General features: G+C 57.5%; 22 protein-coding genes. 11 read left to right on the top strand and 11 right to left on the bottom strand.

Annotated elements, in window-relative coordinates; all coding sequences use genetic code 11:
• Window positions 1–13: 13 nt before the first annotated feature.
• Window positions 14–958, top strand: a complete 945-nt coding sequence (locus tag SHEW_RS03840) for a GGDEF domain-containing protein (RefSeq protein ID WP_011864552.1) — start codon at window positions 14–16, stop codon at window positions 956–958.
• Between the two features lie 25 nt (window positions 959–983).
• Here SHEW_RS03840 and SHEW_RS03835 read toward each other — a convergent pair whose 3' ends face one another.
• Complete coding sequence (locus SHEW_RS03835) at window positions 984–1223, bottom strand: hypothetical protein (protein WP_011864551.1); 240 nt, start codon at window positions 1221–1223, stop codon at window positions 984–986.
• A gap of 183 nt (window positions 1224–1406) precedes the next feature.
• On the opposite strand from SHEW_RS03835, the gene SHEW_RS03830 reads away from it, so the two are divergent.
• The gene (locus SHEW_RS03830; RefSeq protein ID WP_011864550.1) at window positions 1407–1820 is read left to right on the top strand and encodes an META domain-containing protein; all 414 of its coding nucleotides are present in this window, start codon (window positions 1407–1409) and stop codon (window positions 1818–1820) included.
• A 103-nt stretch (window positions 1821–1923) separates the two neighbouring features.
• Here SHEW_RS03830 and SHEW_RS03825 read toward each other — a convergent pair whose 3' ends face one another.
• Together SHEW_RS03825 and SHEW_RS03820 are read right to left on the bottom strand one after the other, a co-directional pair.
• The gene (locus tag SHEW_RS03825) at window positions 1924–3222 is read right to left on the bottom strand and encodes a dicarboxylate/amino acid:cation symporter (protein ID WP_041406394.1); all 1299 of its coding nucleotides are present in this window, start codon (window positions 3220–3222) and stop codon (window positions 1924–1926) included.
• A 167-nt stretch (window positions 3223–3389) separates the two neighbouring features.
• The gene (locus SHEW_RS03820) at window positions 3390–3695 is read right to left on the bottom strand and encodes a DUF4234 domain-containing protein (protein WP_011864548.1); all 306 of its coding nucleotides are present in this window, start codon (window positions 3693–3695) and stop codon (window positions 3390–3392) included.
• 141 nt (window positions 3696–3836) lie between these two features.
• Here SHEW_RS03820 and SHEW_RS03815 point away from each other — a divergent pair, with 141 nt between their 5' ends.
• Entirely contained in the window at window positions 3837–4280 is a 444-nt protein-coding gene (locus SHEW_RS03815; RefSeq protein WP_011864547.1) for a GNAT family N-acetyltransferase, read from the top strand.
• 86 nt (window positions 4281–4366) lie between these two features.
• Here SHEW_RS03815 and SHEW_RS03810 read toward each other — a convergent pair whose 3' ends face one another.
• Together SHEW_RS03810 and SHEW_RS03805 are read right to left on the bottom strand one after the other, a co-directional pair.
• Window positions 4367–5734, bottom strand: a complete 1368-nt coding sequence (locus tag SHEW_RS03810; RefSeq protein ID WP_011864546.1) for an L-serine ammonia-lyase — start codon at window positions 5732–5734, stop codon at window positions 4367–4369.
• Between the two features lie 56 nt (window positions 5735–5790).
• Window positions 5791–7062: a serine/threonine transporter gene (locus tag SHEW_RS03805; RefSeq protein WP_011864545.1), complete on the bottom strand. Its 1272-nt coding sequence runs from the start codon at window positions 7060–7062 to the stop codon at window positions 5791–5793.
• Window positions 7063–7517: 455 nt separating this feature from the next.
• Here SHEW_RS03805 and yjjX point away from each other — a divergent pair, with 455 nt between their 5' ends.
• The 6 genes from yjjX (at window position 7518) to SHEW_RS03775 (ending at window position 13141) form a co-directional block, all read left to right on the top strand.
• Window positions 7518–8090 (top strand): inosine/xanthosine triphosphatase, encoded by a 573-nt coding sequence (gene yjjX, locus SHEW_RS03800; RefSeq protein WP_041406390.1) that lies wholly within the window; start codon window positions 7518–7520, stop codon window positions 8088–8090.
• A 136-nt stretch (window positions 8091–8226) separates the two neighbouring features.
• On the top strand, window positions 8227–9195 hold the full coding sequence (locus SHEW_RS20300) for a bifunctional helix-turn-helix transcriptional regulator/GNAT family N-acetyltransferase (protein ID WP_011864543.1): 969 nt from the start codon (window positions 8227–8229) through the stop codon (window positions 9193–9195).
• A 123-nt stretch (window positions 9196–9318) separates the two neighbouring features.
• Window positions 9319–10359, top strand: a complete 1041-nt coding sequence (locus SHEW_RS03790; protein WP_011864542.1) for an NADP(H)-dependent aldo-keto reductase — start codon at window positions 9319–9321, stop codon at window positions 10357–10359.
• Window positions 10360–10463: 104 nt separating this feature from the next.
• The gene (locus SHEW_RS03785) at window positions 10464–11675 is read left to right on the top strand and encodes a cysteine desulfurase (RefSeq protein ID WP_011864541.1); all 1212 of its coding nucleotides are present in this window, start codon (window positions 10464–10466) and stop codon (window positions 11673–11675) included.
• 20 nt (window positions 11676–11695) lie between these two features.
• Entirely contained in the window at window positions 11696–12148 is a 453-nt protein-coding gene (locus SHEW_RS03780) for a SufE family protein (RefSeq protein ID WP_011864540.1), read from the top strand.
• A gap of 237 nt (window positions 12149–12385) precedes the next feature.
• On the top strand, window positions 12386–13141 hold the full coding sequence (locus SHEW_RS03775) for a phosphatase PAP2 family protein (protein ID WP_011864539.1): 756 nt from the start codon (window positions 12386–12388) through the stop codon (window positions 13139–13141).
• A gap of 30 nt (window positions 13142–13171) precedes the next feature.
• Here SHEW_RS03775 and SHEW_RS03770 read toward each other — a convergent pair whose 3' ends face one another.
• Window positions 13172–14335 (bottom strand): sensor domain-containing diguanylate cyclase, encoded by a 1164-nt coding sequence (locus SHEW_RS03770; protein ID WP_190272405.1) that lies wholly within the window; start codon window positions 14333–14335, stop codon window positions 13172–13174.
• On the opposite strand from SHEW_RS03770, the gene SHEW_RS20805 reads away from it, so the two are divergent.
• The gene (locus SHEW_RS20805; protein WP_041406387.1) at window positions 14327–14587 is read left to right on the top strand and encodes a hypothetical protein; all 261 of its coding nucleotides are present in this window, start codon (window positions 14327–14329) and stop codon (window positions 14585–14587) included. The genes SHEW_RS03770 and SHEW_RS20805 overlap by 9 nt on opposite strands.
• A 207-nt stretch (window positions 14588–14794) precedes the next feature.
• Here SHEW_RS20805 and SHEW_RS03760 read toward each other — a convergent pair whose 3' ends face one another.
• From SHEW_RS03760 to SHEW_RS03750, 3 genes are all read right to left on the bottom strand, one after another.
• Window positions 14795–15265: a DUF6691 family protein gene (locus tag SHEW_RS03760; RefSeq protein ID WP_011864537.1), complete on the bottom strand. Its 471-nt coding sequence runs from the start codon at window positions 15263–15265 to the stop codon at window positions 14795–14797.
• An 8-nt stretch (window positions 15266–15273) separates the two neighbouring features.
• Window positions 15274–15702, bottom strand: coding sequence for a YeeE/YedE family protein (locus tag SHEW_RS03755; protein WP_011864536.1), 429 nt, complete (start codon window positions 15700–15702; stop codon window positions 15274–15276).
• An 88-nt stretch (window positions 15703–15790) separates the two neighbouring features.
• A complete protein-coding gene (locus SHEW_RS03750; protein ID WP_011864535.1) occupies window positions 15791–17491 on the bottom strand; it encodes an FAD-dependent oxidoreductase in 1701 nt (566 codons plus the stop codon).
• A gap of 248 nt (window positions 17492–17739) precedes the next feature.
• Here SHEW_RS03750 and pyrC point away from each other — a divergent pair, with 248 nt between their 5' ends.
• The gene (pyrC, locus tag SHEW_RS03745) at window positions 17740–18768 is read left to right on the top strand and encodes a dihydroorotase (RefSeq protein WP_011864534.1); all 1029 of its coding nucleotides are present in this window, start codon (window positions 17740–17742) and stop codon (window positions 18766–18768) included.
• A 74-nt stretch (window positions 18769–18842) separates the two neighbouring features.
• On the opposite strand, the gene SHEW_RS03740 is transcribed toward pyrC, so the two are convergent.
• Together SHEW_RS03740 and SHEW_RS03735 are read right to left on the bottom strand one after the other, a co-directional pair.
• On the bottom strand, window positions 18843–20216 hold the full coding sequence (locus SHEW_RS03740; RefSeq protein WP_011864533.1) for a sensor histidine kinase: 1374 nt from the start codon (window positions 20214–20216) through the stop codon (window positions 18843–18845).
• Window positions 20216–21700, bottom strand: coding sequence for a sigma-54-dependent transcriptional regulator (locus SHEW_RS03735; protein WP_011864532.1), 1485 nt, complete (start codon window positions 21698–21700; stop codon window positions 20216–20218). The genes SHEW_RS03740 and SHEW_RS03735 overlap by 1 nt, the downstream gene beginning before the upstream one ends.
• Window positions 21701–21723: the final 23 nt, after the last annotated feature.

Below are 21723 nucleotides of genomic sequence, written 5' to 3'. Positions count from 1 at the left end.
AGCGAGCACTACTATGCTATTAGAATGCGCCGATACCAGCCTTTGGCTCAGGGAAGCCGACCATCCCGCCATTACCCTGCCGCGTTGGCAGCAACAAGTTGATCTACTTAATGAATTTTATCAGGCTCAGGCCAGTGTGGTGCTGCAGTTTATCGACGGCGAGTATCAGGTGGTCTGTAGTCGTCAGCACACGGATCTTAATCTCTATGCCGGTACTCAGTTTCATGATGCCAGCCTCACCCAAGCCCTCAAGAGCCACACCGCCTACGGCCTGCTGGATCTGACCAAGAGCCAAGATCCCAAGAGTCACCTGGCACGCTTTAACAGCCTGCTGGCCCTGCCCCTCTACTGGTCAGACGGTCAACCATTTGGCGTCATGCTGATCTGCGACAGCCAGCGCAGTAAACACTTTCAGCGACTCCTGCCGCTTATGGAAAACGCCAAGGCGTTGATCCAGGCGGAGCTCAAGCACCTGTTTTTGATGCAGCAGATTCAGATGATGTCGGTACAGGACGATCTCACCTGCATGCTCAACCCCTATGGCTTCAACCTGATGGCGCCAAGACAACTGAGCCTGAGTCGCCGCTTCGGCTCCCATGCAGGTATCGTCCTGCTGCAGGACATGACCTCCTATAAGGGAGTGATGGAACAGAGTCAGGGGCTGAGGCAGTTAGCCCGGGTGATACACCATAATATGCGTGACGCCGATGTCTCGGCCCGCATCGAAGATGGCCTGTTTGCCATACTGGCCTTCGTCGACAGTCAGGCCAATCTCGAATCTCTCACCAAGCGATTGCTCAAGCAGATCGCCAAGGAGGAGATCAAGGCGGAGATCGCCATAGGCGTAAGCTTCTTCACCCCCACCACACATCTTGCCATCGAGCCCATGGTGGAGGCGGCGAGACAGAATCTACATGCCAACCGAGAGCTGAAACAGCAAGGTGGCGTAAAGGCCTAGGGCGAGTTAAGCCTTAAGTTTTGCGCTAGCTCTCGCGCTGGCTCTCGCACTCAGGTGCGTCTTGGCTGTGATCCTGCGCCTTTGCCCATTGAAAAAAGAGCACTATGGGGAAAGGCGACATCATCACCAGCCCCAGGCCTATCAGGCTTGAAACCAAGAGTATCCCCTGGATCTGCTCGGTCCAGGAGGTCAGGCCATAGATCCCAAGGCCGGCGAGCACCATAGCGAGTCCCAACCAGTGGGCCAGTTTTAATCCTGTCATCATAGCTTCGTCTTTCCCCTTTCAGCAGAGCTTGTCGTCGGCACAGCTTTTTGTCGGCGCAGCAGCTGGGCCATCAGTGGAAACAGCTTACCATGAACAAAATATCATGGAAAAACCCCGAATAAGGCTTTTTAATTAGGCGTAAGCTTGTCAAAATATCTGTCTCACAGAATTGGAAGTTTCCCCATGTTTAAGAAGTTAATGTTTATCGCCGGTACCTTGCTCGGCTTATCTGCCTGTCAAAGCGCATCCCTCACAGGCGGCGAGGATCTGGATATTTTAGGCAGCTGGCATATCGAGGCCGCCCAGGGTAAGGCCGTCATCGACTACAGCCCGGCCCAGCTGGTGTTTGCCGAAGATGGCGCATTGAGCGGCAACAACAGTTGTAACCAGTTCTTCGGCCAGTATCAGTTAGAGGGTCAGGCCCTGACCCTCTCCCCCGCCGGTAGCACGATGAAAGCCTGTGTCGACGCCTTGATGCAGCAGGAGCGCAATGTCATGCAGGCCATGTCTCAGGTCACCCAGGTCAAGCTGGTCAAAGGCAAGTTGCTGCTCAGCGACGCCGATGGCGAAACCCAGCTGGTCCTCAGCAAGCAGTAAGCGCTATTGCCGACACAAAAAAACCGCCTGATTGGCGGTTTTTTTATGTCTAAAACTCGGCTTAGCTGTTTAAAACTAGCTATTTAAAACTAGCTATTTAACACTAGCTATCCAGGCGCTCTGCCAGTATCTGGCTCTGCTCGGCGTCGGCGTTGTAGTGCTCGAGATCCAGCTCATCTTCAGACTTGGCGATCACTGTGGTCGCCACCAGATCCCCGGACACGTTCACTACGGTACGCGCCATATCCAAGATACGATCGATACCCGCGATGATCGCCACCCCTTCCAGCGGCAGGCCAACCGTGGTCAGCACTAGGGTAAGCATCACCAGACCCGCACCCGGCACCCCAGCGGTACCAATTGAAGCCAGGGTCGCGGTGAGAATGATGGTGATATAGTCGACCCAGGTGAGGTCGATCCCGAAGGCTTGGGCAACAAACAGCGCCGTGACTCCCTGATACAGGGCGGTGCCATCCATGTTGATGGTGGTACCCAGGGGCAGCACGAAGCTGGAGATCTTCTTGTTGATCCCTAAGGATTCGCTGGCGCACTTCATGCTGGCAGGCAAGGTGCCGGCGCTGCTTGAGGTGGTATAGGCCACCGCCAGTGCATTGCTGATCCCCTTGAAGAACTGCATGGGGTTGAGCTTGGCCACGAAGGTCAGCACCAGGCTGTAGAAACCTATGATATGCAGGGCGCAGCCTATATAAACCGCCAGAATCACCTTGATCAGCGGCATCAACATATCCATGCCATATTCACCGGCCACCCAGGCCATCAGGCCAAACACACCATATGGCGCCAGCTTCATCACCATGTCGGTCAGCTTATACATGGCCTCGGCCAGGCTCTCGAACACCTTGATGGCCGGCTTACCATGGTCGCCAATCAACACCAGGGCAATACCCAGAGCCACCGCGAACACGATCACCTGCAGGATCTGCCCGCTCGCTAGCGCCGCGATAGGATTGGTTGGCACTATGTTGATCAGTGTCTCCATGATAGAAGGCACCTCTTTCACCGCGTTGTGACTCTCAGCCGAGGTCATCGCCAGTCCGGCGCCGGGTTGCATGATATGACCCACGGCCAAACCGAGCGTGATGGCGATTGAGGTAGTGCCCAGATAGAAGGCGAAAGATTTAAAACCGATGCGGCCCATCTTGGCGGTATCCTGCATCGAAGTTACCCCCACGATCAGGGAACAGAACACCAAGGGGACAATCAACATCTTGATGGTGTTGACAAAAAGCGTACCTATTGGCTTAAGCAGCACCGCCTGTTCGCCCAGGCCCAGGCCGGCGCAGATACCCAGCAGCATACCAATAAGGATTTGTAGCCACAGGGGCACAGACATCCAGCCAGACCAGGCTCGGCCCAGCCAAGAAGAGGTTTGTTGACGCATCATTAATAACCTTGAATCGCGAGAGTGGTTTCGTCCTGCCGCCCTATGACAGAGAAGCCTGTCGCAACGGAGCAAGTAGCAACGCAGCAGACGGCAGACGCAAATGGGACGGGGATAATATCAGATAAACCTGGAGTAAGCTGTGATTCATATCAAGAGAGGCCCCATCAGGCCTCGAAGTAGGCAGATTCTTGTTTGGCATCGACCCTGAAGGTATGCAGGGCCGCGGGGGGTTGTTCGCGCTCGATGAGATGGCTCCAGTAGGCGTCGTCGAAGCCATGAAACAGCCGCTCCGCCTTGCCCTGGGACTTTAGGATAAGGTGCCACCAGACCAGGCCCCAGAGACCTAGGGTAACCAGGGTCAGCAGAAAATGCAGCAGATGATTTACCGCCTCCTGCTCCCGGCCAAGCGCCAAGCTATCACGCTGATTTTGATTGAGTTTAGTAAGATCATTCTGGTCAGAATCACTCATCGCCTCACCCCATAGACACTTAGCACTCCCTTCTTCAAAGCATAGCAGAGTTAGACTTTAGTCTAAGGAGCAATCGAAAAAATTCTGCCTTGGCTTGGCCATGAAGCGTGCTAGAGTATGGCCAAATTTAAGGAGGCGATAATGCAAATAAGAAAAGGCCAACAATCGGATCTCACCGCACTAGTGCAGTTTAATCAGGCCATGGCCAACGAAACCGAGGGGCTCAGCCTAGATCAACAGACCCTCACCCTAGGCGTACAGACGCTACTCGAAAACCCCGCCCGCGGCTTCTACCTGGTCGCCGAGGAAGGCGGCGAAATATTGGGCTCCCTCATGGTCACTTTCGAATGGAGCGACTGGCGCGCCAAGGACTACTACTGGATCCAGAGCGTCTATATCCGCCCGCAGAATCGTCGCCAGGGGATCTATGGCAAGCTGTATGAGGCGGTGAAACAGATAGCCGAGGACAATGGCGGCGCCGCCAGCTTCAGACTCTATGTGGAGCAGGAGAATCATAAGGCGCAGAAGACCTACGAGGCCCTCGGCATGAAGCAGAGCTACTACCTGATGTATGAAGAAAAGTAGCCGGTAACCAAATATAAAAAACGCCCTGATGGGCGTTTTTTTTATGGCTCCGGCGCATAGCTTAAGCTAACTGCTCAGACAAAAGCTTAGGCGCAGATGCTGGTAACCTTGATCGCCAGGCCACCCTGACTGGTCTCGCGATACTTCACATGCATATCTTTGCCTGTCTCATACATGGTCGCAATCACCTTATCCAGGCTGACTCTGGGCTCGCTGTTGCGCCGCAGCGCCATGCGCGCCGAGTTGATCGCCTTCACCGAGGCGATGGCGTTGCGCTCGATACAGGGCACCTGCACCTGACCGGCGACCGGATCACAGGTCAGCCCCAGGTTATGCTCCATGCCGATCTCGGCGGCGATGCAGACCTGAGCCGGATTACCGCCCATCAGCTCTGCCAGTCCGGCGGCGGCCATGGAGCAGGCAACCCCCACTTCACCCTGACAACCCACTTCGGCGCCAGAGATAGAGGCGTTGCGCTTATACAGGCCACCGATTGCGGCGGCGGCGAGGAAGTAGCGGCTGTACTCCTTGGGCCCCACGGGTTGAATGAACTTGTCAAAATAAGCCAACACGGCCGGGATGATCCCCGCCGCGCCATTGGTCGGTGAGGTCACCACCCGGCCACCGGCGGCATTCTCTTCGCTCACCGCCAGGGCGAACATGTTGACCCAATCGACGATCATCATGGGATCCGCCGACAGACGCTCACCGGTAGCCAGCTGACGGAACAGCGCCGGTGCCCGACGCGGCACCCGCAGCGGCCCAGCCAACACGCCTTCGGTGTGACAGCCGCGCTCGATAGCCTCTTTCATGGTATGCCATACCGCCTCGAAACCCTCGGCAATATGGGCCTCACTATGAAGCGCACGCTCGTTAGCCATCATGATGGCGCTGATGCTCATGCCCGTCTCTTGGCATAGATCCAGCAGCTCCTCGGCATTGGCGAAGGGATAGGGCAAGACCACCTCGTTGGCGGCCGTCATACCGAAATGTTCCTCGTCGACGATGAAGCCGCCGCCGATGGAGTAATAGGTCTTGTGATAGACACACTGCTGACCGACATAGGCGCTCAACGTCATGCCGTTTTCATGCAGCGCCAGGGCCTCGGGGTGAAACACCACGGCCTCGGGCGGAAAGTCGACCCCATGCCCTTCTGTGCCCAGTGGCAGACAGGAGGTCATGGCCACCTGACGAATAAACTCAGGGGTCAAGTCGATATCTACCGTCTCAGGGCTGTTGCCCGCCAGCCCCATGATGATGGCGCTATCTGTATGGTGGCCCTTGCCGGTGAGCGACAGGGAGCCATAGATATCCACCTTAACACTGGTGATGCTCAGCAGTTCTCCACGTTGACGCAGATCGTCAACAAAACCTTTGGCGGCCTTCATCGGCCCGACAGTGTGTGAGCTGGAGGGACCCACACCTATCTTAAAAATATCAAATGCGCTAACCATAAATGCTTCCACTTAGATTCGCCCGGCGGAGAGTCGCCGGGCGTAACATGAGTCGATTAAGAGAGCATGCCAAACAGTATGGCCGTCATCGCCAGCAAGCCTGCCAGGATCACCAAGATGTTGCTGATGCGACCACGGTAAGCCTTGAGCGCAGGCACCTTGTAGACGGCATACATAGGCATGAGGTAGAGGATCGCGGCGATGATAGGGCCGCCCAGGGCCTCGATCATCCCCAGGATGCTCGGGTTGATCACGGCAACACCCCAGATGGTCAGGAACATGAAGCCGAGAATAAACTTGTCGATCTTGGCGTCCGACACTTCCTTGTTGCTGCTACGCAGCTGCTTGGTGATGATCCCCTTGAGGCCTTCGGTGGCGCCCAGGTAGTGACCGAAGAATGAGGAGACGATGGCGATCACCGCGATGATGGGGCCGAAATAGCTGACGAAACCGCTGGCGTGTACGTTGGCCAGGTATGAGAGGATCGGCAGGTTCTGCGCCTTGGCTTCGGCCAGCTGGGCTGGACTCAGCGACAGTACGCAGGAGAAGACAAACAGCATCACGAAGCCCACCAACATCATGCTGGTGTTACGCAGGATCACATCGGCCTTCTTGGCCGCGTTACTACCGTACTGCTTCTTCAGCGATACCGAGAACTGTGAGATGGCTGGCGAATGGTTGAAGGCAAATACCAGCACTGGAATAGTCAGCCAGACGGTACCGAGAAACTCACCGGCGGCAGGCACTTCCATCAGGGCGTCCATCTTCCAGCTTGGGATCAGGTACAGCGACATAAAGGCCAGGATCCCCACCAGTGGATACACCAGCAGCTGAGTCACCTTGAGCATAAACTTCTCGCCAGACACCATCACAGACATCATGCCCAGCACTAAGATACCGGACAGCAGGAAGCGTGGTGGCGAGGCCATGCCCAGCTGGTTGACGATGAAACTGTCGACCGTGTTGGTGATACCCACACCATAGATGAGCACTATGGGGTAGATGGCGAAGAAGTAGAGCAAGGTGATCGCCTTACCGGCGCCGACGCCAAAATACTCTTCGACCACATGGGTGATGTCGCTACCCTGACGCTGAGAGGAGCAGACGAAACGAGACAGGCCTCTGTGGGCCAGGTAGGTCATGGGACCGATAATCACGGCCATCAGCACCAGGGGCCAGAAACCGCCCATGCCGGCATTGATGGGTAGAAACAGGATACCGGCGCCGACGGCGGTGCCGAACAGGCTCAACATCCAGGTCGTGTCGCTGCGAGTCCAACCTTGGCGCTGCGCGAGGTTTACATCAGAGATTGTCGCTTCGTTTTGCATAAAATAACCTTATCGATGCCCTAGCATCTGAGTGTTTCGACGCCCCGCCCCGCGGCGTTTTTCCGCCTGGCGAGCACGACTAAAATTCGGGCGTAGCATATAGCAGGCAGGACGCGAGAAATTGATCTGACACCTCTTTTTGTAATGAATTTTCAGAATGAATCGGCTTTGTGAGCCGAATCTAACTTATTGTGTTGTAAATTTTCATAACGGCAATCTCACGCTAACCAAAGCGAACCAGAACATCACAAGCGCGTTACCCTTTTTTACATCTGTTAACCCGGCGCTATGGCGGCCGCTCTGCCGCTTAGCCCTGTTTCGCCGCGGTAAGATGCCATTTGCGCGCATCCACTAGGTTAAATATCGCGCCGCGCCTGGTGCTTGCCCGCCCATGCATCGCGAGGCGCTTTATGGCAAAATGGCGCCCTGTCGATTCATTCACTTTTGGAATACCCATGCCCAGCGCTCTCAGCCAACAAGCCATCATTCGTATCACGGTCGGTTCGACCAATCCGGTCAAGATAGGCGCGGCCCGCAACGCCCTCTGCCTGCTGTTTCCAGATGCCGAGATCCTCTGCCAGGGCATGCACGCCCCCTCTGGAGTCGCGGCCCAGCCGATGACTGACTCAGAGACCCGCGAAGGCGCCATCAACCGCGCCCGCTACTGCGAGCAGCAAGGCAAGAACGATGAGCGCCTTACGGCGGATCTCTATATCGCCATGGAAGGCGGCGTCGACCTGTTCGACCACGGCGCGGCCACCTACGCCTACATGGCCATCGTCCATCGAGGCAACCTGAGCATAGGTCGCAGCGCACAGATGCCCCTGCCCGCCCCTGTGTATGACGCCCTGGTGGCCGGCGAGGAACTTGGCGATGTGATGGACAGGCTGTTCAACACGGTCAATATCAAGCAGAAGGGAGGTGCCATCGGCCTCTTTACCCAAGGCAAGGCCTGTCGCGAGAGCGTCTACACCCAGGCGATCGTGCTAGCGATGGCGCCGCTGCTCAACCCGGAGATCTTTGGCTAATTCGGCGGCAGGAGAAGGCAGGCCAACCCAGATAAGCCTGCCGAATTTATCTACATTAGCAAAAACTTGCATTTCTCTTTTTAGGGATCTAAGTTAGATGTATATCGCAACTATATAGCTCACTCGGATCTTAACCATGTCACAATCTTGTCCTTCGATGCTCGATGATGCCAGTCTCGCTCAGGCCGTCGAACTGCCCCAGACCTGCTCGTCACTGCGCAGCCTGTCGAGGCAACTGGTGAGGCAGCTGGGCATGCTCAACTCCGCCTGCGGCGATCAGCCGCTGTCGCCGGTGCAGGCCCACGCCTTGATCGAGCTCAGCACCCAGGAGCTGTCGATAAAGCAGCTGGCCCTGGCCCTGAATATCGACAAGTCCAATGCCAGCCGCGCCGTGAGCCAGCTGTGTGACAAGGGCTTTGCCAAGAGTCGCAACAACCCCAGAGACAGTCGCAGCTCGCTGTGCCAACTTACGGCTCAGGGTAAACGCCAACTCAACAGCCTGAACGAGCAACAGAACAAGATGTACCAGGAGATCCTGGCCCAGCTCTCGCCTGAGCAGATCGCCCAGCTGGAAGCCAGCCTGCGCCAATATACCCGCGCCATGGATCTGGCCAGCGCCCAGCAGGGTTACACTATCCGCAGCCTCACCCAGGAGGATAACCCCCACATCGCCCGGGTGATCCGTAACGTCTCTGCCGAATATGGCCTGACACCGGATAAGGGCTACAGCGTCGCCGACCCGACCCTGGACGATCTCTACAGCGTCTATCAGGCCGACAAGGCCCACTACTGGGTGGTCGACTACAAGGGGCTGGTGCTGGGCGGCGTGGGGATCGCTCCCCTACCGGGCCACGATGATGTCTGCGAGTTACAGAAGATGTATTTCGACCCAAAACTCAGAGGCAAGGGCTTTGCCAAACGCATGGCACTGCAGGCGTTCGAGTTTGCCCGTAGCCAGGGATTCAGCCACTGTTATCTGGAGACCACCGCCTGCCTGAGTGAGGCGGTCAGCCTCTATGAGAAACTGGGGTTCGAGCATCTGGATGCCCCCCTTGGCAACACGGGCCACGATGCCTGTGAAATGCCCATGCTGATTAAACTTTAGCAATTAAAAACTCAAGCAAATCATTGAGATATTTTGTTACTTCACCATGAAGTAATTTATCTAGTGTTTCCTAAGAAAGCTTGCTAGCCTCAGAAGTAATTCTTGCGCATTCTGGAGATTTGAATGGACTATACAAGACTCCCCCATTCCAGCTTAGACGTCAGTAAAATTTGCCTGGGCACCATGACCTGGGGTGAACAGAATACTCAGGCCCAGGCCTTCGAGCAGCTCGACTACGCCATCGGACAGGGCATCAACTTTATCGATACCGCCGAGATGTACCCTGTGCCGCCCAAGGCCGAGACTCAGGGCGAGACAGAACGTATCCTGGGTAACTACCTCAAGGCCAGGGGCAAGCGTGACGATCTCATTATCGCTACCAAGGTCGCGGCCCCCGGCGGCAAGAGCGATTATATCCGTCAGAACATGGCGCTGGACTGGCGCAACATCCACCAGGCGGTCAACGACTCCTTGGAGCGCTTGCAGATAGAGACCATAGATCTCTATCAACTCCACTGGCCGGATCGCAACACCAACTTCTTCGGCGAGCTCTTCTATGAACAGCAGGATGATGAGAAGCTCACCCCCATAATCGATACCCTGGAGGCCCTGGCCGATCTGATCAAGGCCGGTAAGATCCGCTACATAGGCGTTTCCAACGAGACCCCCTGGGGATTGATGAAGTATCTGCAGCTGGCGGAGAAGCACGGCCTGCCGCGCATCATCAGCGTACAGAATCCCTATAACCTGCTTAACCGCAGCTTCGAGGTGGGCATGGCCGAGATTGCCCACAGGGAAGAGCTGCCACTGCTGGCCTACTCGCCACTGGCATTTGGCGCCCTGAGCGGCAAATACATAGGTGGCCAATGGCCAGAGGGGGCGAGACTCACACTGTTTAAGCGCTTCGCCCGCTACACAGGCTCGCAGATGGCCCTGGATGCCACCCAAGCCTATGTGGAGCTGGCGCGGGAGTTCAACCTCAGCCCGGCGCAGATGGCACTGGCCTTCGTCAACGGCCGCCGCTTCGTCGGCAGTAACATCATAGGCGCGACCAACCTAGAGCAGCTGAAAGAGAATATCGACAGCACCTCGGTCAGCCTGAGCGCCGAGTTGATGGGCCGAATCGACGAGTTGGCGGCCATTTACCGCATTCCCTGCCCCTAAATCCGTAGAGATGCCCTAAAAGGCTAATTGAACTTGCATTAGGCGCTGAGATCTCCCAAGATCTGAGCGCCTTTTTTGTTTGAACCACGCAACGGACCCAATCGATGGAATTAAGCCAGCTGCGCAGCCAGTTTCCCGCTCTCACCCAGTCACTCGGCGACTATCCGCTGGTGTACCTGGATACGGCCGCGACCAGTCAGAAACCCCAAGGGGTGATCGACGCCATGGGCCGCTACTATCAGGCGGACAATGCCAACGTGCACCGCGCCGCCCATCAGCTGTCTGCCCGCGCCACCAGCCAATATGAGGCGGTGCGCGACAAGGTAAAGGCTTTCATTAAGGCAGACCGCTGCGAAGAGATCATCTTTACCCATGGCACCACAGAGGGGATCAACCTGGTGGCCCTGGGGCTGGCCAGCCAGCTAAAGGCTGGGGATCTGATCCTGTTAGACAGCGCCGCCCATCACGCCAACATAGTGCCCTGGCAGATGCTGGCCAAGCAAACCGGCGCCGAGATACGGCCTATCCCGCTGACCCCTGAGGCGCGCCTGGATCAGGCGGCCTATCAAGCGCTACTGCAACGTGGCCCACGTGTCGTCGCCCTCAGCCATGTCTCCAACGTGCTGGGCACGGTCAATCCCGTTAGAGAGATGATCGCACAGGCCAAGGCGGTAGGCGCACTGACGCTTATCGACGGCGCCCAGGCGATCGCCCATCTCGAGGTGGATATGCTGGCCCTGGATTGCGACTTCTACCTCTTCTCCGGCCACAAGATGTATGGCCCGACGGGTATAGGCATCTTATATGGCCGCTATGAAGCGCTCGACAAGCTCGAGCCCCTGCTCACTGGCGGTGAGATGATCAAGCAGGTGAGCTTCGAGGGCACCACATTTAATATCCTGCCCAACCGTCTGGAGGCGGGTACGCCGCCCATCGCCGAGGTGATAGGTCTGGGGGCCGCCATCGACTTTATCCAGTCCCTGCCCCGCGCCGAACTCAGGGCCCATGAACAGGCCTTGCTCAAGCGTCTTCAGGATGAGCTCAGGGCATTGGGTGGCATCAGCCTCTATGGCGCCCACGGCGACAATGTCGGCGCCGTGGCCTTTAACCTCACCGGCGAGCATCACCAAGACGTAGGGATCTTGCTGGATCAGCAGGGGATCGCCGTGCGCTGCGGTCATCACTGCGCCATGCCTCTGATGCAGACCCTGGGGCTGTCAGGCTGCTGCCGCGCCTCCCTCGGCGTCTATAGCAATGATGAAGATGTCGATCGCTTCATCCAGGCGCTAAAATCGGTAAAAGAGCTGCTGCTTTAAATGTATGAGACAATGTCCAAATGAATGATAACAAGCCAAGCCCATCCACTGAGGCCTTTACTGGCCTAATCCTGGATCCCCAGGAGATACTGCCAAGCTTCACCCAGGCCGCCAACTGGCAGGAGCGCTACCGCGCCCTCATGCTATTGGGTAAACGCCTGCCGCCGCTGGATGATGCCCTTCGACAAGAGTCGGCCCAGGTCAGAGGCTGCGAGAGCAACGCCTGGCTCTATCACAAGGAGATAGACGGCAGACACTACTACCTGGCCGACAGCGATGCCCGCATCGTCAAGGGGCTGATCGCCCTGCTGCTCACCGCAGTGCAGGGGCAGGATAAGAAAACCATAGCCGCCTTAGATCTACACGAGTACTTCGACCGACTGGGGCTAAGCGGTCAGCTGAGCCCATCGCGCACCAACGGCGTGCTGGCGCTGGCCGAGGCGATCAAGGCCGCCGCTATTCAGCCCAGCTAGCGGCTAAATTCGACTGGCAAGCAATACGACTTTCGAGCCAAACCAACTAACAGTTTAAGCGCCACAGCTAAATCTTACATCTGAGCGACACAGTTAAATCCCGCTCCAAGGCGCCAGCCGTGCCCCATGGGGCCGGGTAATTCACATATAATTCACGCCCCTCCCCCTAGACTCTTGTCCTAGCCTGAATTTTTTTATCTTTGCACCAGACTTTAGGTGCCGATAGGACACTTTTCTATGTCGATTGCTAAGTCATTGGACACTGCTAGCTCACCCGCCTTCTGGCGCTATCATCTCTTGCTGCCCGCCGTCTGCTTCCTGCTGGCCGTCAGCCTGATAGGGCTATTTCATCTGGATATCGCCCTGGGTCAGTGGCTGTTTCGTCTCGAGGGCGGCGTCGATGGCTGGCCGCTACGCAACGCCTGGGTCACGGAGAATCTGATCCATGTCGGCGGTCGTAACTTAGTGATCTTACTCGGAGTCACCGTCCTCAGCCTGCTGGGACTGAGCTATAAGAAACCCGCCCTGGCCAGCTATCGCAGAGGCCTGGTGTTTCTCTTCATGAGTGTGCTGAGCGGCGTGCTGCTGGTGAGGCTGGGCAAATCGTTCGTACACCTAGACTGCCCCTGGCATCTGAAGATCTTTGGTGGCCGCGCAGATTATTTCTCGCTGTTCTCGGGTCAGTTTGATGCCAACTCACCGGGTCAGTGTTTCCCTGCCGGTCACTCCAGCGGCGGCTATGCCTGGGTGGCACTCTATTTCTTCGCCCTGGCCTACGCGCCGCGCTATCGTTGGTTCGGCCTTGCTTTCGGTCTGCTGCTTGGGCTCACCTTCGGCATTGCCCAGCAGCTCAGGGGCGCCCACTTCATCTCCCACGATGTCTGGACCCTCACCATCTCCTGGTTCTCGGCGCTGACCTGGTATTACGCCCTCTTCCTGCGTCGCCAGCCAGAGCCCGCAATTAGCCCGGCGCTGGAAACCGCCCGAGGCTAATCGCCTTAACAGGTCAAAAGTTAATATGGTTTAACGGGCCAGACGGTGGCCGAGATCCATGCGATGATCCGGCCCCAGATGATATTGGTTATCCCCGCGCCCCTTGGCGATATACATGGCCTGATCGGCCACATGCAGCAGCGCATCCATATGGCCGGCATGATCCGGATAGATGGCGAATCCTATGCTGGCTGCGATTCCCCTGCCGGTCTGAATAACAGGCTCGGCGAATCGCTCAAACAGCGCCTCGGCCAGACGCGCCACCTCCTCCTCTAACGGCCTATCAGCCGGCCACTGGGGCAATAGCATCACAAACTCATCGCCGCCGATGCGGGCCACCAGATCCTCTGACCCCTTGAGGCTCTGCAGCCTGGTGGCCGCCGTCATCAAGACACGGTCCCCCACCTGATGCCCTAGGCTATCGTTGATCGCCTTAAACTGATTAAGGTCGATGAAGATAAGCCCCAGGCGACCACCGCTCTGCGACGCCTCACGAATCGCCTCACTCAGACGCAGCTCGAGTTGCAGCCGGTTGGGCAGTCCGGTTAAGGGGTCCTGGTGAGCCATCTTTTCGAGCTTATGATGCAGCGCCTTCTCCTGGGTAATATCACGCACCACCCCCACCATCTTTAACAGCTGGCCATCGCTATCCTTCACCAGGTTGCCCGTCTCGCGCACCCAGTGCACAGAGCCATCGGGCCAGAGGATGCGATACTCCTCGTCATGGTTCTCGCCAGTGGCGATGCAGCGCGCCTCCCCCGCCTTCACCTTGTCTCGATCCTCGGGATGCACCCTAGAGTAGAAGAACTCATAACTAGGGGTGACCTCCCCCAGCTTGTAACCGAAGATGCCGAAGATGGCATCGGACCAATAGAGGGTGTCAGTGCCCACCTGCCAGTCCCAGGTGCCTATCTTGGCGAAATACTGACTGTGGTGATAACGGGCGATATCCTGACGAATGTCCTGTTCCAAGTTGTGATGACGCACCAAGAGCAGCAGCCCTCTGGGTTCACGGGCCAGGCGGGTAAAGCTTAAGATCTCATGGCCTAGGTTCAGGCTGGTGCCAAGCTGACGGTCGGAAAACACCTGCAGCTGCTCACCGCTGGAATCCTTGAGCCAGAGGCTGAGAGCCTGGCCTGTGAAGTCACTCCCCTCGGCCTTCATCAAGGCCGCGGCCTGGGTGTTATGAGCCAAGATCTTCGCCTGTTCGTCAATAAGGAGCAGACCATCCTCGATAGAATTTTCCAAGGCAGAAAAGTCTACGCCGCGGCGCCTGAGGATAAAGCGCAGAGCAAGCATGCATGTCGCAACGGCTATCAGGCCAATAGCCAGGAATATGATAAGGAGGAGCGGAAGCGACATCTCAGCCATGGCGCAGGCCTGACTGCAATAAAGCCGCTAACGGAATCGCTAATGCAAAAGCAAATCGGCTCGCCGCCAGCGTAGCAAAGGGTTGTCGAAACAGAAACGAGTGCATAGCAGCCTCCACCAGGGTAGCTGGCCAGAACTCATGCTAATACTCATGCCGTCACTCCTGTCATCACTCGTGTCAGGAATTAAAGTAATAGCCATATAGATCCAGCCTAACTTCTGCCTACTAGCTAAGCATCAAAGCGAGAGGCTGCCAAGCACTTTTACATAAAAATAAGCCGCTTAGGCCTCTATCGGCCCTGGCAACCTGCGGGCGATCATCTTGTTAATCAGGCGTCCCAGGTAAGCCCCCAGCACCATGGTCGCCATAAACGCCAGCGCCATGGGATCCAGGCTCGCCAGATTGACCACGGCAGGCCCGGGACAGATGCCGAGCATTCCCCAGCCCAGGCCGAACAGGGCGGCGCCAACGATCAGCGGCCCATCGATACGGGTCTTGCTGGGCAGATGATATTGGCTGTCCAGCACAGGGCCTTGATTGCGCGCCATTCTGGGTTTTACCCACAGCAGATAGACGGGCAGATAGACCCCAAGGGCGCCGCCCATCACCAGCATCAGGCTAGGGTCCCAATGGCCGTTGACCACGCCGCTAATATCTAAGAAGGCAAGCACCTTGGCGGGATCCGCAAGGCCGGAGAGCAGCAGACCGGCACCAAACAGCAGGCCAGAGAGTAAGGCAAATAAGTTACGCATGGCCCCTCCTAGTTCAGCAGCACGGCGGCGATGACACCCACCAGCATGAAGACCAGGGTCGCGGCGATGGAGCGCGGCGACAGACGACCTATGCCGCAGATGCCATGGCCACTGGTACAGCCGTTACCCAGGCTGCAGCCGAGTCCAACCAGTAGCGCCGATAGCAGCAGGGTCGGCGCGGCTATACCAAGCTCACGCAGCACCACTGGTTCGATAGCCAGCCAGGCCTTTAACGGCTCGGCCAGCAGCAGGCCACTGAGCACCAGACCCGCGAGAAAATAGAACTGCCAGCCAAACAGGCCCGAGCCGCGGCGCCACAGGGCGCCAGAAATAATACCGCTGATACCGGCGATGCGGCCGTTAACCACCAGGAGCAGGCTTGCCGCCAAGCCAATCAAGAGACCACCGCACAGGGCGATAGCGAGTGATGAAAACATCGAGTACCTCTTTCATCTGTCGCAAAGGAAAAGAGACGGGGCAAGATGCCCCGCCTATCTATAACTAAATCATTTATCAATAAGGCGTTTACACGCTGGCGAACTTGTAGGTGCGGTAGCCGCCGATCAGGTTGCGGGCACGGTAGCCATTGTTGACCAGCTGACGATAGGCCACGTTGCCCCGCAGACCCACCTGACAGAAGATGATGATCTCCTTATCTTTTGGCAGCTCATGCATGCGATCGCGCAGCTCATCCACAGGAATATTAACCGCGCCTTCCAGGCCGCCATTCTGCAGCTCGCCAGGGTTACGCACATCCAGCAGCAGCTGATCTTCGCTGAGATTATCTATCTGGTCGAAATGGATCGGCGTTGCATCGCCCTTGATGATGTTGCTGGCCACGAAGGCCGCCTGATTGATCACATCTTTGGCACTGCCATAGGGCGGCGCGTAGCTAAGCTCCAGGTGCTGTAGCTGCTCGACCGTCATGCCGGCGCGCTGGGCCACCGCCATCACATCGATACGCTTGTCGATACCATCCTTACCCACGGCCTGAGCGCCAAAGATGGTGCCCTTAACCGGGTCGAACAGCAGCTTGAAGGAGACCACCTCGGCGCCGGGATAGTAGCTGGCGTGGCTGGCGGTATGCACATACACCTTCTCAAAAGCGATACCCGCCTGTTTGAGCTGCTTCTCATTCTTGCCCGTAGCACCCACCGCGAGATCGAACACCTTACAGATCGCCGTACCTTGGGTGCCCTGATACCGCTCCTCGCGGCCAAACATGTTGTCGGCCGCCATACGGCCCTGACGGTTCGCCGGGCCCGCCAGCGGCACCAAACAGGCCTGGCCGGTCACAAAGTCTTGCTCTTCGACGGCGTCACCCACGGCGTAGATGGCGGGATCGCTGGTCTGCATCATGGCGTTGACCTTGATGCCACCAAGCTCGCCAATCGCTAACCCAGCATCGCGGGCCAGCTGAGTCTCGGGGCGCACGCCGATGGCCATGATTAAGAGATCTGTCTCCAGCAGCTCGCCGTTACTCAGGGTCAGACTCAGATGTCCCTTGATGTGTTGATGGGCGGTGTCTTCACCGGCGGCGTCACTGGCCACATGGGTCTGCACCTGATAGCTCACCTCTGACAGGGCCGTGCCCAGACGCAGATCTACGCCCTGGTCACGAATCGCCTGATGAGCAAAGCCCGCCATCTCGCGATCCACAGGAGTCATCACCTGATCGGCAAGCTCAAGCAAAGTGGTCTTGATCCCCAGATGATGCAGTGACTCCATCATCTCCAGGCCGATAAAGCCGCCGCCAACCACAGTGGCATGCTCGACATTGTTCATCTGGATAGTCTGCAGGATCCTATCCATGTCGGGAATATTGCGCAGGGAGTGGGTGAGCGGATTATCCACACCCGGGATCGGCGGCACGATAGGTGCCGCGCCAGGGCTGAGCAGCAGGGTGTCATAGCTTTCCTGGTATTCGCTGCCATCGAGCAGTCGTCTGACGGTCACCAACTTGGCGGCGCGATCTATGGCGACCACCTCATGCTTAACCCGCACCTCGACATTGAATCTGGCCTTGAAGCTCTCTGGCGTCTGCAGTACTAAGGCGCTGCGCTGAGCGATCTCACCACTGATATGATAAGGCAGGCCACAGTTGGCAAAGGAGACATATTCGCCGCGCTCAAACATAATGATTTCAGCAGTTTCGCTGAGTCTACGCGCCCTTGCCGCCGCCGATGCGCCGCCCGCGACGCCACCAATAATCAGTATCTTCTTCATCTCAATGCTTCTCCTACTGCACTAAACAGACCTTGGCCGAAAGTGTATTACATTCGCTATTACATGCAAATTCCTTTTATTAGAAAAATCTAAGCGAATGATAAAAACAGTGATCTCGATGGCAAAGTGAGCAAGACTTTATTAAATATTGTCCACCTTTATCCCGGGGATAAAACTCAGTTTGCCCTTTACAGGCCCTGGCCAGCCACATAAGATCCAGCCAGTCCACGCAAAAGAAAGAGTCCTCGATGACCAAATTAACCATTACCCGACCCGACGACTGGCATGTTCACCTACGCGATGGTGACGTGCTGACCGATACCGTAAGAGACACTGGCCGCTACATGGGCCGCGCCATCATCATGCCTAATCTGGTGCCACCGGCCACCAATGTCGACTCGGCACTGGCCTACTATGAGCGCATCAAGGCGGTCTGCACCACCAACTTCGAGCCGCTGATGGTGCTCTACCTCACCGACAACACCACGGCCGAAGATATCCGCGCCGCCAAGGCGTCGGGCAAGGTGGTGGCCGCCAAACTCTACCCTGCGGGCGCGACCACTAACTCAGACTCGGGCGTCACTGATGTGAAGAACATCTACCCCGTGCTGGAGGCGATGCAGGAAGTGGGCATGCTCTTCCTGGTACACGGCGAAGTGACAGATTCGAGCATCGACATCTTCGATCGCGAGGCCACCTTCATCAACAATACCCTCAAGCAGGTGGTTGCCGACTTCCCATCACTCAAGATAGTGCTGGAACACATCACCACCAAAGATGCGGTGGATTTCGTCATGGGCGCCTCCGACAACGTGGCCGCCACCATCACGGCCCATCACCTGCTCTACAACCGTAACCATATGCTGGCCGGTGGTATTCGTCCTCACTTCTACTGCCTGCCTATCCTGAAGCGCAACACCCATCAGCAGGCCCTGCTGGCGGCTGCGGCCAGCGGTAGCAAGAAGTTCTTCCTGGGCACAGATTCGGCGCCCCACGCCAAGGACCGTAAAGAGGCCGCCTGTGGCTGCGCCGGTTCTTACACCGCCCACGCCGCCATCGAGCTCTACGCCGAGGCGTTCGAGTCGGTGGGCGCTTTAGACAAATTAGAGGCCTTCGCCAGCTTCAACGGCCCTGACTTCTACGGTCTGCCACGCAACACAGACAGCATCACACTAGTGAAACGCAGCTGGGAGGTGCCCGCCACCTATCCGCTGGGTGACACAGGCGTAGTGCCAATCCGCGCCGGCGAAACCATCGACTGGCAGGTAGAAGACTAACAGGGTTAGTACACGGCTTTGCCTGATAAAAAAACACCGCCAGCTGGCGGTGTTTTTGTCTCTAAAATGCTTGTCTAGGCGCTTGCCTGCCCGAGCTGCTGAGCCTGATCATAGGGCAGCCAGATCCGCACCAGCAGCCCCTTGTGCTCGCGATTGTGCAGACTGATACGGCCGTCATGGGCCTCGATGATCTCCCTACACAAGGGCAGGCCCAGGCCGGTACCCGACTGCTTGGTGGAATAGAAAGGCAGCAGCGCCTGGGTCAATACCTCCGGCGACATGCCGCTGCCCTCATCGGTTATCTCAATAGTCACACCGTCGCTGCCATCCGCCAGGCCTTGCTCCCTGACGCTTAGGCTTACCGACTCCTCGGGCGAGCCCGACTCATGGGCGTTCTTGAGTAGGTTCAGCAGCACCTGCTCCAGCTGAATCAGGTCGAAATAGCCGCAGCGCCGAGGCAGCTCCCCCACCAGACTGAAACGGAAATGCTCGGCCAGCTGAGTGACCAACTTGTGCCAATCCACCTCGCTCTTCTTGGGCAGGGGAAGCTTGGCGAAGCGGGCATAATTGAAGATAAACTGGCTCAGGTGGCTGGTCCTGTCCTCTATGGTGTCGAAGATAAGCTTAAGCTTAGGGTCATCCAGCGGCTCGGTGAGCTTGCGGCCCGAATTGACCATAGAAGCGATGGGCGCCACCGAATTGTTGAGCTCGTGGCTGATGATGCGGATCACCTTCTTCCATACCGCCACCTCCTGACGGTTCAGCTCACGGGTCATCTGCTTGAGCAGAATGAGATGGTGATACTGACCGTTGAGCAGGAAGCGTCCCCGCGAGAGATGCCAGGTTTCATCTTCGCCGCCCTCCTCCACGCTCGCCAGGGTAAACAGCCCGCCCTTGGGATTGTTGACCGCGCCGGCCAGCTCCTCGCTGACGCCGTCCAGCAACTCGTCTAACATGCTGCCCTCAATGCGCGCCCCCTGGGCAAACAGGTGGCGGGCGGCGTCGTTGGCGTAGATGATGCGCTGGCGATCGTCCAGCAGCACCATGACATTAGGCGAGCTTTGAATCACCTTATCCAGCAGCAGCTCACGCTGATAGATATACTGACGCTCGCGGCGCAGCACGGCCGCAGACTCGTTAAACAGGCTGGCCAGCGCCTTGAGCTGGCTGTCCCCCGTCACAGGAATGTTCACGCTGAAATCATTGTCTTTGATGTTAAGCAGCCCCACCTCCAGCGCCTTGAGGCTAGTCGACAGCCCCCGGGTCAGCCAGCGGCTGAGCAGCCAGGCAAAGCCGCCAGACAGCAACAGGCAGGCGACTATCAGCTCAGGCGCCACCTCCTGATACAGCTCTGGCGCCAGCATCTTGAGTAGCAGGATAAACAGGGCAAGGGCTAGCTGACTAACAATCACATTGCCCCAGATGAGCTTAGTGCGCAGCGTCGGCATTATTTCTCGATCCCAAATTTTTCCATGCGGCGATAGAGCGCCTGACGGCTCAGCCCCAGGGACTTGGCCACCCGGGCGATCACCCCATTATGCTCCGCCAGGGCCAGCTCGATATCGGCCCCAGTAGGCTCACCGCGGCTAGCTGAATCAACCGTGGGTGCTCTGTCAGTTTCCACCTCTTGCTCCGCGAAACGAGGTTTCTGTCTCTGTTCCTGAGCCTGTTGCGACGCTACCGGGCTAGGTGCAGAAACCGAGCTGGTCGATGGTGCGCCGCTCACAGGATTTAAGCCGCTCACGGGCTTTAAACCATTCACAGGCTTCAAGCCAAAGTCGGCCATGGTCAGCATGGGGCTGGCGGCCAGGATCACCGCCCGCTTACAGGCGTTCTCCAGCTCGCGCACATTGCCCGGCCAAGGGTAGCTCACCAGCGCCTGCTGGGTGGGCTTACTCAGGCTAAAGTCCTGACCGATGAAGTGATTCACCAGGGGCAGGATATCGTCCTGGCGCTGATTGAGAGGCGGCAAGGCCAGCTCGATCACATTGAGGCGATAGAAGAGATCCTCGCGGAAACGACCGCTGGCGATATCCTCGGCAAGATCCGCATTGGTGGCGCTGATCACCCGCACCTTGACCTTACGGGTCTGATGGCTGCCCAGACGCTCGAACTCGCCGGTCTGCAACACCCGCAGCAGCTTCACCTGACCCGACAGCGGCAGGTTGCCTATCTCGTCGAGAAACAGGGTGCCACCGTCGGCCGCCTCGAAACGACCGATGCGCGCCTTGTTGGCGCCGGTGAAGGCGCCCGCCTCGGCGCCAAACAGCTCGGCCTCCAGCAGCTCCATCGGCAGTGCGCCGATATTCACCTTAATGAAGGGCTTATGTTTGAGGGGGGAGTTGGCGTGCAGTATGTCCGCCAGCTTGTCCTTACCGGCGCCGTTGGGGCCGGTGATCAACACTGATACGTCGGACTTGGCTATCTGCAGCGCCAGATCGATACAGCGCTGCATGGCGCCGCTGCCGAAGACGATGCCACAGAGATCGGCATCCTTGATCGCCGACATCCGCTGGTGCTCGGAGCGGGCCAGCTGCGAATTCTGCCGCGACAGGGCGTGGAGGGAAATCAGGTTGTTGACGCTGTTAAGCAGCTTATCATCGTCCCAGGGCTTGCCCATGTAGTCGGCGGCGCCCTCCTTCACCAGCTCCACCGCCAGCTCCAGCTGAGTCCAGGCGGTCAGGAGTATGATGGGTAGCTGGGGCTGGCAGGCACGGATATCGTAGAACAGGCGCTTGCCCTCCTCGCCCGAGGTGGTGTCCTGGGTGAAGTTCATGTCCTGGATCACCAGGGCGATCTCCTGCTCAGCCACCAAGCCCAGTGCCTCCTCCGGGGAGAAACAAGTTAGGGTCTTAAATCCATTGAGTTCGAGCATCAGGGAGAGCGCGCTGCATACTGCCTGATTGTCGTCGACGATGAGAATCGTATCCATATATTCTTATTAACTTTTTACTT

It is taken from the genome of Shewanella loihica PV-4, from assembly GCF_000016065.1.
Lineage (GTDB): Bacteria > Pseudomonadota > Gammaproteobacteria > Enterobacterales > Shewanellaceae > Shewanella > Shewanella loihica.
This window is presented reverse-complemented; position numbering and strand designations above follow the sequence as displayed.

Excerpts from the sequence above, each read along its gene's own strand:
- SHEW_RS03840 (WP_011864552.1), top strand. The coding sequence starts at position 14 with ATGCTATTAGAATGCGCCGATACCAGCCTTTGGCTCAGGGAAGCCGAC.
- SHEW_RS03835 (WP_011864551.1), bottom strand. The coding sequence starts at position 1,223 with ATGATGACAGGATTAAAACTGGCCCACTGGTTGGGACTCGCTATGGTG.
- SHEW_RS03830 (WP_011864550.1), top strand. The coding sequence starts at position 1,407 with ATGTTTAAGAAGTTAATGTTTATCGCCGGTACCTTGCTCGGCTTATCT.
- SHEW_RS03825 (WP_041406394.1), bottom strand. The coding sequence starts at position 3,222 with ATGCGTCAACAAACCTCTTCTTGGCTGGGCCGAGCCTGGTCTGGCTGG.
- SHEW_RS03820 (WP_011864548.1), bottom strand. The coding sequence starts at position 3,695 with ATGAGTGATTCTGACCAGAATGATCTTACTAAACTCAATCAAAATCAG.
- SHEW_RS03815 (WP_011864547.1), top strand. The coding sequence starts at position 3,837 with ATGCAAATAAGAAAAGGCCAACAATCGGATCTCACCGCACTAGTGCAG.
- SHEW_RS03810 (WP_011864546.1), bottom strand. The coding sequence starts at position 5,734 with ATGGTTAGCGCATTTGATATTTTTAAGATAGGTGTGGGTCCCTCCAGC.
- SHEW_RS03805 (WP_011864545.1), bottom strand. The coding sequence starts at position 7,062 with ATGCAAAACGAAGCGACAATCTCTGATGTAAACCTCGCGCAGCGCCAA.
- yjjX (WP_041406390.1), top strand. The coding sequence starts at position 7,518 with ATGCCCAGCGCTCTCAGCCAACAAGCCATCATTCGTATCACGGTCGGT.
- SHEW_RS20300 (WP_011864543.1), top strand. The coding sequence starts at position 8,227 with ATGTCACAATCTTGTCCTTCGATGCTCGATGATGCCAGTCTCGCTCAG.
- SHEW_RS03790 (WP_011864542.1), top strand. The coding sequence starts at position 9,319 with ATGGACTATACAAGACTCCCCCATTCCAGCTTAGACGTCAGTAAAATT.
- SHEW_RS03785 (WP_011864541.1), top strand. The coding sequence starts at position 10,464 with ATGGAATTAAGCCAGCTGCGCAGCCAGTTTCCCGCTCTCACCCAGTCA.
- SHEW_RS03780 (WP_011864540.1), top strand. The coding sequence starts at position 11,696 with ATGAATGATAACAAGCCAAGCCCATCCACTGAGGCCTTTACTGGCCTA.
- SHEW_RS03775 (WP_011864539.1), top strand. The coding sequence starts at position 12,386 with ATGTCGATTGCTAAGTCATTGGACACTGCTAGCTCACCCGCCTTCTGG.
- SHEW_RS20805 (WP_041406387.1), top strand. The coding sequence starts at position 14,327 with ATGAGCCAAGATCTTCGCCTGTTCGTCAATAAGGAGCAGACCATCCTC.
- SHEW_RS03760 (WP_011864537.1), bottom strand. The coding sequence starts at position 15,265 with ATGCGTAACTTATTTGCCTTACTCTCTGGCCTGCTGTTTGGTGCCGGT.
- SHEW_RS03755 (WP_011864536.1), bottom strand. The coding sequence starts at position 15,702 with ATGTTTTCATCACTCGCTATCGCCCTGTGCGGTGGTCTCTTGATTGGC.
- SHEW_RS03750 (WP_011864535.1), bottom strand. The coding sequence starts at position 17,491 with ATGAAGAAGATACTGATTATTGGTGGCGTCGCGGGCGGCGCATCGGCG.
- pyrC (WP_011864534.1), top strand. The coding sequence starts at position 17,740 with ATGACCAAATTAACCATTACCCGACCCGACGACTGGCATGTTCACCTA.
- SHEW_RS03740 (WP_011864533.1), bottom strand. The coding sequence starts at position 20,216 with ATGCCGACGCTGCGCACTAAGCTCATCTGGGGCAATGTGATTGTTAGT.
- SHEW_RS03735 (WP_011864532.1), bottom strand. The coding sequence starts at position 21,700 with ATGGATACGATTCTCATCGTCGACGACAATCAGGCAGTATGCAGCGCG.